This window comes from Sphingomonas mangrovi, assembly GCF_047975845.1.
In the GTDB taxonomy this organism is placed as follows: Bacteria; Pseudomonadota; Alphaproteobacteria; order Sphingomonadales; family Sphingomonadaceae; genus Sphingomonas.
Genome location: NZ_JBIUCZ010000038.1, coordinates 19197 through 28552, shown reverse-complemented (window position 1 = coordinate 28552; position 9356 = coordinate 19197). Strand labels below are relative to the sequence as shown.

Annotated in this window: 9 protein-coding genes; 5 read left to right on the top strand and 4 right to left on the bottom strand. The window is 72.8% G+C overall.

The annotated features are described in order from the left end of the window. Window positions 1-164: 164 nt before the first annotated feature. Complete coding sequence (gene mscL / locus ACBY01_RS15220; protein WP_416461799.1) at window positions 165-632, bottom strand: large conductance mechanosensitive channel protein MscL; 468 nt, start codon at window positions 630-632, stop codon at window positions 165-167. 80 nt (window positions 633-712) lie between these two features. On the opposite strand from mscL, the gene ACBY01_RS15215 reads away from it, so the two are divergent. Genes ACBY01_RS15215 through ACBY01_RS15200 form a run of 4 tightly spaced genes read left to right on the top strand, consistent with a single transcriptional unit; the run spans window position 713 to window position 3403 of the window. Further along, window positions 713-1303: a LemA family protein gene (locus ACBY01_RS15215; RefSeq protein ID WP_416461798.1), complete on the top strand. Its 591-nt coding sequence runs from the start codon at window positions 713-715 to the stop codon at window positions 1301-1303. Between the two features lie 8 nt (window positions 1304-1311). Continuing rightward, window positions 1312-2202 (top strand): TPM domain-containing protein, encoded by an 891-nt coding sequence (locus ACBY01_RS15210; protein WP_416461796.1) that lies wholly within the window; start codon window positions 1312-1314, stop codon window positions 2200-2202. Then, window positions 2202-2873: a TPM domain-containing protein gene (locus ACBY01_RS15205; RefSeq protein ID WP_416461795.1), complete on the top strand. Its 672-nt coding sequence runs from the start codon at window positions 2202-2204 to the stop codon at window positions 2871-2873. The genes ACBY01_RS15210 and ACBY01_RS15205 overlap by 1 nt, the downstream gene beginning before the upstream one ends. Then, window positions 2870-3403 (top strand): NUDIX hydrolase, encoded by a 534-nt coding sequence (locus ACBY01_RS15200; RefSeq protein WP_416461794.1) that lies wholly within the window; start codon window positions 2870-2872, stop codon window positions 3401-3403. Before ACBY01_RS15205 ends, ACBY01_RS15200 begins: the two co-directional genes overlap by 4 nt. 134 nt (window positions 3404-3537) lie before the next feature. Here the strand turns inward: ACBY01_RS15200 and ACBY01_RS15195 are convergent, their stop codons facing one another. The 3 genes from ACBY01_RS15195 to ACBY01_RS15185 form a co-directional block, all read right to left on the bottom strand. After that, the gene (locus tag ACBY01_RS15195) at window positions 3538-3819 is read right to left on the bottom strand and encodes an ETC complex I subunit (protein WP_416461793.1); all 282 of its coding nucleotides are present in this window, start codon (window positions 3817-3819) and stop codon (window positions 3538-3540) included. Between the two features lie 48 nt (window positions 3820-3867). Beyond that, on the bottom strand, window positions 3868-6321 hold the full coding sequence (gene hrpB, locus ACBY01_RS15190; protein ID WP_416461792.1) for an ATP-dependent helicase HrpB: 2454 nt from the start codon (window positions 6319-6321) through the stop codon (window positions 3868-3870). 208 nt (window positions 6322-6529) lie between these two features. After that, window positions 6530-8152: an FAD-dependent monooxygenase gene (locus tag ACBY01_RS15185; RefSeq protein ID WP_416461791.1), complete on the bottom strand. Its 1623-nt coding sequence runs from the start codon at window positions 8150-8152 to the stop codon at window positions 6530-6532. 111 nt (window positions 8153-8263) lie between these two features. Here ACBY01_RS15185 and ACBY01_RS15180 point away from each other — a divergent pair, with 111 nt between their 5' ends. Further along, on the top strand, window positions 8264-9355 hold the full coding sequence (locus tag ACBY01_RS15180) for an anhydro-N-acetylmuramic acid kinase (protein WP_416461790.1): 1092 nt from the start codon (window positions 8264-8266) through the stop codon (window positions 9353-9355). Window position 9356 lies beyond the last annotated feature (1 nt).

Genomic DNA, 9356 nt, shown 5'->3' with positions numbered 1-9356 from the left:
CCCACCCGATCCCCGCCGCGTCGCCACTCCCGCCGCCGCAACCACCATTCACGCCACCGCTTCACCAAAAAACCGGTTATGCAAATGTCCCGCCTTCGCTGGGGTGACGCACAAGCCGGAGTGACGCACCGGCCGGGGTGACGCACCGGCCGGGTCACGCCATTTCAGGCGGGCCCGCCCTTCCCCGCGCGCAGCTCGTCGCGGATTTCGCGCAGCAGCGCGACTTCGGGGGGGTCGGCGGCGGGCGGTGCGGTGCCGGCCTTCTGCTCCTCGTGCACCACCGCGATCGCGCGGTTGACGAACTTCACCAGCAGGAAGACGATGAAGGCGAGGATCAGGAAGTTGATCACCACGCTGACGAACTGGCCGTAGCCGAACAGCGGCACGCCCGCCGCCTTGAGCGCGGCATAATTGTCGGGCGAGCCGCGATACGTTGCCGGGATCGGCCCCAGCCGAACGAAATAGCTCGAGAAATCGAACCCGCCGAACAGCCAGCCGATCACCGGCATGATCAGGTCGTCGGTCAGCGACTTGGTGATGGTGCCGAACGCCGCACCGATGATCACGCCGACCGCCAGGTCGAGCACGTTTCCGCGCGCGACGAACTTCCGGAACTCGTGCATCAGCGTCATCGGCGGTTTCCCTTTGGTCGATTGCCCTGAAGCTCCCTGCCCCGCTACAAGCGGCGAAGGCAAGGCTTGAGGAGAAGGTGATGCGCTTCCGGACGATGCTGACGATGCTGGGCGCGGGGCTGCTCGCCGCCTGCGGGGTGAACAGCGTCCCGACCGCCGAAGAGGCGGTGAATGCCAAATGGGGCGAGGTGCAGAACCAGTATCAGCGCCGCGCCGATCTGGTGCCCAATCTGGTCGCGACGGTGAAGGGCTATGCCGCCCACGAAGCCGGCACGCTGACCAAGGTGACCGAGGCCCGTTCGCGCGCCACCTCGATCAACATCACCACCGACGACCTGTCGGACCCGCAGGAGTTCGAGAAGTTCAGCCAGGCGCAGAACCAGCTAACCCAGGCGCTCGGCCAGCTGCGCACGGTGGTGGAGGCCTATCCGCAGCTCACCGCCAACCAGAATTTCATGGCGCTGCAAAGCCAGCTGGAAGGCACCGAGAACCGCATCGCCATCGCGCGGCGCGACTATAACGAGGCGGTGCAGGCGTATAACACCCGCATCCGCACCTTCCCCGACGCGGTCGGCGCCAAGGTCTTCTACGGCGCCAAGCCCAAGGTGCCGTTCCAGGCGCAGGCGGGTGCGGAGACCGCGCCCAGCGTCGACTTCGGCAACACCAACTGAGCGCGACGATGAGGCTGGTCCGCCTGCTGCTGGCGACGCTGCTCGCGCTCGCGCCGGCGGCGGGTGCGCGGGCGCAGGACTTCCCCAAGTTCACCGGCTTCGTGGTGGACGCGGCGAACGTCCTGCCCCCCGAGCAGGAGGCGGCGCTTACCCAGAAGCTCGACCGGCTGCAGCAGCAGACCAACCACCAGCTGGTGGTGGCGACCGTGCCCGATCTGCAGGGCATCCCGATCGAGGATTACGGCTATCGGCTCGGCCGCGCCTGGGCCGTGGGCCTCAAGGACGCCGACAACGGCGCGATCCTGCTGGTCGCCCCCAACGATCGCAAGGTGCGGGTCGAGGTCGGCTACGGCTTGGAGCCGGTGCTGACCGACGCCTTCTCCAGCACCGTCGTCAACGGCACGATCCTGCCGCGGTTCAAGGCGGGCGACCTCCCTGGCGGGATCGTCGCCGGCGTCGACGCGCTCGCCGAGCAGCTGTCGCTCCCCGATGCCGACGCGCAGGCGCGCGCCGAGGCGGCGGCGGCCGAGTACGACCGCACCCATCGCAGCACCGCCAAAACTGGCGGCGGCGGCATCCCTTTCGCGCTGGTGTTCTGGGGCATGGTGCTGCTGTTCGTGCTGCTGTCGCTGGTCCGCGGGCGCGGTGCCGGTGGTGGCGGCAAGCGCGGGCGGCGGTACCGGTCGCGCCGCAGCGGCGGCAGCGACTGGCCGATCGTGCTGTGGACCATCGCCAACGCGATCGACCACGGCTCTCGCGACGACGATGATCACGGCGGCTGGGGTGGCTGGGGCGGTGGCGGCGGCAGCTCCGGCGGTGGCGGCGGCTGGGGCGGCGGCGGCTTCGGCGGCGGTGGCGGCGGGTCGTTCGGCGGCGGCGGCGCTTCGGGGAGCTGGTGATGCATCTGACGCAACAGGATCACGCGCGCGTCACCGAGGCGGTGGCCGCGGCCGAACGCGACACCGACGGCGAGATCGTGACGGTCGTCGCCGGCCGCTCGGACGCCTATCACGACGTGGCGCTGCATTGGGCGGTGCTGGCGATGCTGCTGGTGCTGGCACTGCTGTCGGTGTGGCCGGGGATCGCGGCGGCGCTCTACGAGCGCGTGTTCGATCCCTGGACGCAGGGCGTGCATCCCAGCATGCTGCTGCTGATCGCGCTGGTGCTCCAGACGCTGGCGTTCCTGGCCGTGCGACTGCTGCTGACCCTCTCGTCCCTCCGACTCGTGCTGACGCCAGGGGCCACCAAGAGCCGCCGGGTACGGCGCCGCGCGGTATCTCTGTTCCGCACCGCCACCGAGAAGCGCACCCGTGCGCAGACCGGCGTGCTGCTCTACCTGTCGCTCGCCGAGCACCGTGCCGAGCTGATCGCCGACGCCGCGATCCACGAACGGGTCGCGCCCGAAGTGTGGGGCGAGGCGATGGCGGCGCTGGTCGCCGCCGTGCGCGACGGCCGCGTCGCCGACGGCATGGCCGAGGCGGTGGCCCAGATCGGCGTCGTGCTCGCCGAGCATTTCCCGCGTGAGGGGAACGCCGTCAACGAACTCCCGGACCGGTTGATCGAACTATGACCAAGGACACGAACCTCCCCGTCGAGACGATGTGGGAGGGCAAGTACATCGTCGCCAAGAAGCAGGGGACGTGGGAATATGTCGCGCGGACCCGCGGCATTCAGGCGGCGGTGATCCTGGCGGTCGACGACGAAGGCTGCGTGCTGCTGGTCGACCAGTTCCGCATGCCGCTGGGCAGGCGCTGCCTGGAGCTGCCGGCGGGGCTGGTCGGCGACGAAGCCGCGGACGAGGCGGTCGAAACCGCCGCGGCGCGCGAGCTGGAGGAAGAGACCGGCTACCGCCCCGGCCGGATCGAATCGCTCGGCTTTTTCCACTCCTCGCCCGGCATGGTGAGCGAAGGCTTCACGCTGATGCGCGCGCGCGAGCTGGTGAAGACCGGCGCGGGCGGCGGCGTCGAGGGCGAAGGCATCACCGTCCACCGCGTGCCGCTGGAAGAGGTCGAGGGCTTCATCGCCGCCAAGCGCGCGGAGGGCTTCGCGATGGACGTGAAGCTGCTGCTGCTGCTCGGCGCGGGGATGGTCGGGCGGTAGGGCTCGCCGCTCCCTCTCGTCATCCTGACGGAAGTCAGGATCCATTGCCGCTACAGACAAGAGTCGCGAGCGTTGCGCGTCTGGATGCTGACTTCCGTCAGCATGACGACGGTTGGGAGGGCCCCCCGCCCCCCTTACTTGAAATTGTCCGCGTAGGCCTGGAGCTTGAGCGTGCGCTCGGGTGCCGGGACGACGTGGTAGGCGAGGCCCTGCTTGTCGGCATAGGCGGTCGCCGCCTCGGCCGTCGGGAAGTTCAGGCGGAGCTGGTCGCGGGTGTCGCCCGAACCGGCCCAGCCGGTGAGCGGATCGGGGCGCTTCGCCTCGGCGGGCTCGAACTCCAGGACCCAGTTGTCGGTGCGGGCGCGGCCGGACTGAAGGGCGTTCTTGGGGCGCTGGTAGATACGGGCGGACGGCACTGGATTCTCCACGCGGGATTGAGCTCTCTGCCGAACGCTCTAACGCGCCTAGCGCTGCCGCGCATCCGCCTTTTTGGTGCGCAGCGTCGCGGCGGCGGCGGCGGGATCGTCGGGCCAGGGGTGGCGCGGATAGCGGCCGCGCATCTCCTTCGCCACCGCAGCCCAGCTTCCTGCCCAGAAGCCGGGCAGGTCGCGCGTCGTCTGGATCGGGCGCCCCGCCGGCGAGGTGAGGCTGAGCACCAGCGGCACCACGCCGCCCGCGACGGTCGGATGGCGGGCGAGGCCGAACAGCGCCTGCGGGCGCAGCTCGACGCGCGGACCGCCTTCGGCGCCATAGTCGATCGCATGGGTCGAGCCCGCGGGACTTTCGAAGCGCGTGGGCGCGAGCCGGCGCACCGCCTGCATCGCGTCCCAGCCGGCGAGCGCCTCCAGCGCCTGAACCAGCGCGCCGCCGCCGATCGCGTCGAGCCGGCGCTTGCCCGACAGCAGCGGCGGCAGCCACTCGTCGAGCCGGTCGAGCAGCACCGCGTCCGCCAGCGGATCGTCGATCCCGCCCTGTTCGGCGGCGAAGCGCGCGCGGGCGCGCAGCCCGGCGGCATCCTCACCCCAGGGGAGCAGCGCGAGGCCGTGGCTGCGCACCCCGTCCAGCAGCGCCGCCTCGATCTCCGCCGTCGAAGCCGCGGCATCGCTCCCGGAGCTCAGCCGCAGCGCGCCGAGCGTGCGCGCGCGCACCGCACTGATCGCGCCGGTGGCGGGATCGAAGGTGACGGTGCGGCGCACGGCGATGCGATCGCCGAACAGCGAATCAATCGTCGCGAGGTCGATCGCCGCGGCCGACAGGATGCGCGCGCCCGAGGCGGCGCCCTGCGTCTCCGCGACCGCCAGCCATTCGGCGCTGGCGAGCGGTGAGGTGGGGTCGAGCCGGAAGCCGCGCCCGCCGACGCTCGCCCAGTGCTCGCCCGTCGCGTCGCGGCGGCGCGCGACGCGATCGGGAAAGGCGAGCGCGACGCAGGTGGCGAGCGCCTGGGGATCGTCCGCGGGCGGCGCGGCGGGCACCAGCTTCGCCCAGCGCTGCGCCATGCGGCGGCCCGCCTCCGCGCGCTGGCCGCGCTCGGTCCGCCAGCGAAGGCGGCGCAGCTCCAGGTCGGCGTCCTGCCCGCCCAGGCCGCGCTCACCGAGCAGCACCGCGACCTCGGCCGCGACGCTCGCCAGCCCGCGCTCGCCGGCCCGCACCAGCATGTGGCCAAGCCGCGGCGGCAGCGGCAGCGCGGCGATGGCGTGGCCGTGCGGCGTCGGCCGGCCATCGCCGTCGATCGCCTCCAGCGTCGCGAGCCGCGCCTTGGCCTCGGCGACCGCGGCGGCCGGCGGCGGATCGAGCCAGCGCAGCGTCGTCGGATCGGTCACCCCCCAGCGCGCGCAGTCGAGCACCAGCGCCGACAGGTCCGCCTCCAGGATCTCGGGCGGATCGAAGCGCGGCAGCCCGGCGGTGGCGGCGGCCTCCCACAGCCGATAGGCGACGCCCGGCCGCTGGCGCGCGGCGCGGCCGGCGCGCTGGGTGACGGCGGCCTGGCTCGCGCGCTCGGTCACCAGCCGGGTCATCCCCGCGGCGCGATCGTAGCGCGGGCGGCGGGCGAGGCCGGAGTCGACCACGGTGCTGATGCCGTCGAGGGTCAGCGAGGTCTCGGCGATGGCGGTGGCGAGCACCAGCTTGCGACGTCCCTGCGGATCGGGCGCGACGGCCGCGCGCTGCTGGCCGGGCTCCAGGCTGCCGTGGAGGCGGTGGAGGACGATGTCGGGACCGAGCCCTTCCAGCCGCTCGGCGGTGCGCTCGATCTCGCCCACGCCGGGCAGGAAGGCAAGCACGCCGCCGTCGGTGTCGGCGAGCGCGGTGCGGACGGCGCGGGCGACGGCATCCTCGATGCGCTGCTCGGCGTTGCGGCCGAGGTGACGCAACTCGAGCGGATGGCTGCGCCCCTCGCTCTCGATCACCGGCGCGTCGTCGAGCAGCCGGGAGAAGCGGGCGCCGTCGAGCGTCGCCGACATGGCGACGATGCGCAGGTCCGGCCGCAGCCCCGCCTGCGCGTCGAGCGCGAGCGCCAGGCCGAAGTCGCTGTCGAGGCTGCGTTCGTGCACTTCGTCGAACAGCACCGCGGCGATGCCGGCAAGCTCGGGATCGGCCTGGATGCGCGCGACGAAGATGCCCTCGGTCACCACCGTCACCCGCGTCTCGGCCGATCGGCGGCTGTCCATGCGGGTGGCGTAGCCGAAGGTGCGGCCGACCGGCTCGCCGGCGAGCGCGGCCATCCGCTCGGCGGCGGCGCGCGCGGCGATGCGGCGGGGGGAGAGCAGCAGGACCTCGCCCGTGCACCACGACTCAGCGAGGAGCGCAGGGGCGATTGCGGTGGTCTTGCCCGCGCCCGGCGGCGCGACCAGCACCGCGCTGCTGCGGTCGCGCAGGCACCCAAGCAGGTCGGGCAGGACGGCGTGGATCGGCAGGGTCATCGAAAGGTTCGTCGAAGGTTAGGCCAGGATGCGGTGCTGCGGCGGGCGGTATCGGCCGTTCGGATCGGAAGGTGCGCCATGCCATGCTTCGGCGGTGTAGGACAGGGGCCGCGCCCCGGCGGAGGCCGGGGCCCAGTTGGGTAGCAGTTCGAGCGAGCCGCGACGTCCCCCACCTGGGCCCCGGCCTTCGCCGGGGAACGGTGGTTTGTCAGCCGCCCCCGAGCTGCCGGAGGAACGCGGCGCAGCCCGCAACGTCGAGGCTCTCGGCCCGCCAGGCGATGTGGCCGTCGGGGCGGACGAGCAGCAGCGCCTGCGCGGCGTCGTCGGCCAGGCCGTAGCGGTCGAAGACATCGGCGCGCTCGACCCGCTCGACCGCCGCCTCGACGCCGACCGCCAGTCGCGCGATCAGGTGCGCGGCGACGCGCTCGCCGCGCAGCGCTGCGAGTTCGGCGCCGATCGCCGCAGCGTCCTCTCCCGACAGCGGCCGGCGCGAGAGCGCGACGACGTGGAAGCGATAGCCGGCGAGGAGGTCGAACAGGTCGCGATGGCGGGTGAGCTGGGCGTTGGGTGCGCGCTCGCCCGGGCGCGGGCCCGGCCCCTTGGCGGCGTCGGCCACCGCGGCGCCTGCCGGATAGGCGATGTCGATCTGCGCGAACTTGCGGAAGGCGCGATCCTGGACGAGGTCGAGCGCCGAGGCCGGGCCGACCACGAACGGCGCGAGCGCGTCCCGCAGCCAGGCACGCCACCCCGCCTGTCCCGCGGCGGCGCTGAAGATGCGGTCGGTGAAGCGCAGCACCTCCTGCGCGACCGGCAGCCGCTCGGCGCCATAGCTGTCGAGCAGCGCGTCGTCGGCACCGCCGCGCAACACGCCGACAAGCTTCCAGGCGAGATTGGCGGCGTCGTGAAGCCCGGTGTTCATTCCCTGGCCACCGGCGGGCGAATGGATGTGCGCAGCATCGCCGGCGACGAAGACGCGGCCTTGCCGATAGCGGTCGACGACGCGGTGATGGGTGCGGAAGCGCGTCAGCCATTCGGGCCGCGACAGCGTGACCGGCAGGCAGGTCGCGCCCGCGAACGCCGCCTGCAGTTCGTCGAGCGCCAGCTCGGGCGCGTCGCGCCGCTCCGGATCGGCGGTGAGGTCGGTGGTCATCACCCGCGACAGGCCGCTGCCGTCGAGCGGGAAGAACAGCCCGATGCGGTCGCCGTGGACGAACACGCGAAAGCGGGCGTGGTCGAGCGGCCAGTCGACCGCGACGTCGCCGAGCAGGAAGTTCTGCGGGTATTTCGCGCCCTCGAACGCGAGGTCGAGCGTGCGGCGGACGATGCTGTGCGCCCCGTCGGCGCCGATCACATAGGCGGCGCGCAGCGTCATGGGGTCGCCACCGGCATCGCGTGCGTCGACGCGCATGCCGTCCGCTTCCTCGACGAAGCCGGTCACCTCGACCTCGCGCTCGACCGCGAGCCAGGCGTCGTCGAGCGCGTCGATCAGCACCGCCTCGGTCGCGGCCTGGGGCAGCATGAGGATGAAGCGATAGGGCGTATCGGGGGCGCTGGCGTGATCGAAGTCGAGCCCGCCGACCCGCTCGCCCGAGACGTGGAAGTCGATCGCGCTGTCGATCACGCCCTGCGCGAGCATCGTCTCGGCGAGGCCGAGGCTCGCGAACAGCTCCAGCGTACGCGCCGACACCGCGAACGCCCGCGATTCCTGCGTCGGCTGGGCGGCGCGGTCGACGATGCGCACGTCGATCCCCTGTCGCCGCAGCAGCAGCGCCACCAGCAGTCCGGTAGGCCCCGCGCCCACCACCAGCACCTCGCACCGTTCCTCCGCCATGTGCCTTCTCCCGCGCTGGCGTCCCCCCGCGCGCTGTGCTTTGGGGACGCAGGCAGGCTAACGCCGATGCAGCGGCGCGGCGAGCGTCCTTTTTGCGACGGGAGAGCGGAAATGCGCGTGCTGGGATATATGAGCGGCACCTCGCTCGACGGCGTCGACGCCGCGATCCTGGAAACCGACGGCGTGGGCCTCACCGGCTTCGGCCCCGCGCTGATGCTGCCGTTCGCGCCCGAGGAACGCCAGGCGCTGGTCCGCGCGACCGAGGATGCGGTGGCGAGCGACGGCCGCGGCCCGCGTCCGGCGAGCTTCGCCGAGGCCGAGCGGGTGATCCACGACGTCCACGTCCGCGCCGCGCGCGAGCTGCTCGCCCAGCCCGACGCGGGCACGATCGAGCTGGTCGGCTTCCACGGCCAGACGGTGCTCCACCGGCCCGAACGGCGGCTGTCGATCCAGCTCGGCGATCCCGCCGCCCTCGCGGTGGCGCTGGGCGTGCCGGTGGTCGCGGACCTGCGCCAGGCGGATCTGGCCGCGGGCGGCCAGGGCGCGCCGCTCGCGCCGGTCTACCACGCCGCGCTCGCCGACTGGGCGGGCTGCGACCGGCCGGTCGCCTTCCTCAACATCGGCGGGGTCGCCAACGTGACCGCGATCAGCCGCGACGGGAGTCTTGCCGCGTTTGACGTGGGGCCGGGCAACGGCCTGATCGACCAGCTGGTGCAGGCGCGCGGGCTCGGCCGCTACGACGACGGCGGCCGGCTGGCGGCGGCGGGCAGCGTCGACCCCGCCGTCGTCGCACGGCTGATGGCGAGCCCCTATTTCACCCGCCGGGGCGCCAAGTCGCTCGACCGCTACGATTTTCCGGTCGACTCGGTGGCGGCGCTGTCGGACGCCGACGCGGCGGCGACGCTCACCGCCTTCACGGTCGCCGCGGTCGCGGCCTGCCGCGCGCAGCTGGGCGAGCACCCGGCCGACTGGCACTGGATCGTGTGCGGCGGCGGGCGGCACAACCCGGTGATGATGGCGATGCTGGCCGAGGCACTGGGCCGCGTCGATTCGTCCGACACGCTGGGGATGCGCGGCGACTTCATCGAGGCGGAAGCCTTCGCCTATCTGGCGGCGCGATCGGTGCGCGGGCTGCCGATCTCGTTCCCGGGCACGACGGGCGTGGCGGAGGCGATGACGGGCGGGGTGCGCTACTGGGGGTGAG

Coding starts and splice junctions, on each gene's coding strand:
- mscL (WP_416461799.1), bottom strand. CDS start 632: ATGACGCTGATGCACGAGTTCCGGAAGTTCGTCGCGCGCGGAAACGTG.
- ACBY01_RS15215 (WP_416461798.1), top strand. CDS start 713: ATGCGCTTCCGGACGATGCTGACGATGCTGGGCGCGGGGCTGCTCGCC.
- ACBY01_RS15210 (WP_416461796.1), top strand. CDS start 1,312: ATGAGGCTGGTCCGCCTGCTGCTGGCGACGCTGCTCGCGCTCGCGCCG.
- ACBY01_RS15205 (WP_416461795.1), top strand. CDS start 2,202: ATGCATCTGACGCAACAGGATCACGCGCGCGTCACCGAGGCGGTGGCC.
- ACBY01_RS15200 (WP_416461794.1), top strand. CDS start 2,870: ATGACCAAGGACACGAACCTCCCCGTCGAGACGATGTGGGAGGGCAAG.
- hrpB (WP_416461792.1), bottom strand. CDS start 6,321: ATGACCCTGCCGATCCACGCCGTCCTGCCCGACCTGCTTGGGTGCCTG.
- ACBY01_RS15185 (WP_416461791.1), bottom strand. CDS start 8,152: ATGGCGGAGGAACGGTGCGAGGTGCTGGTGGTGGGCGCGGGGCCTACC.
- ACBY01_RS15180 (WP_416461790.1), top strand. CDS start 8,264: ATGCGCGTGCTGGGATATATGAGCGGCACCTCGCTCGACGGCGTCGAC.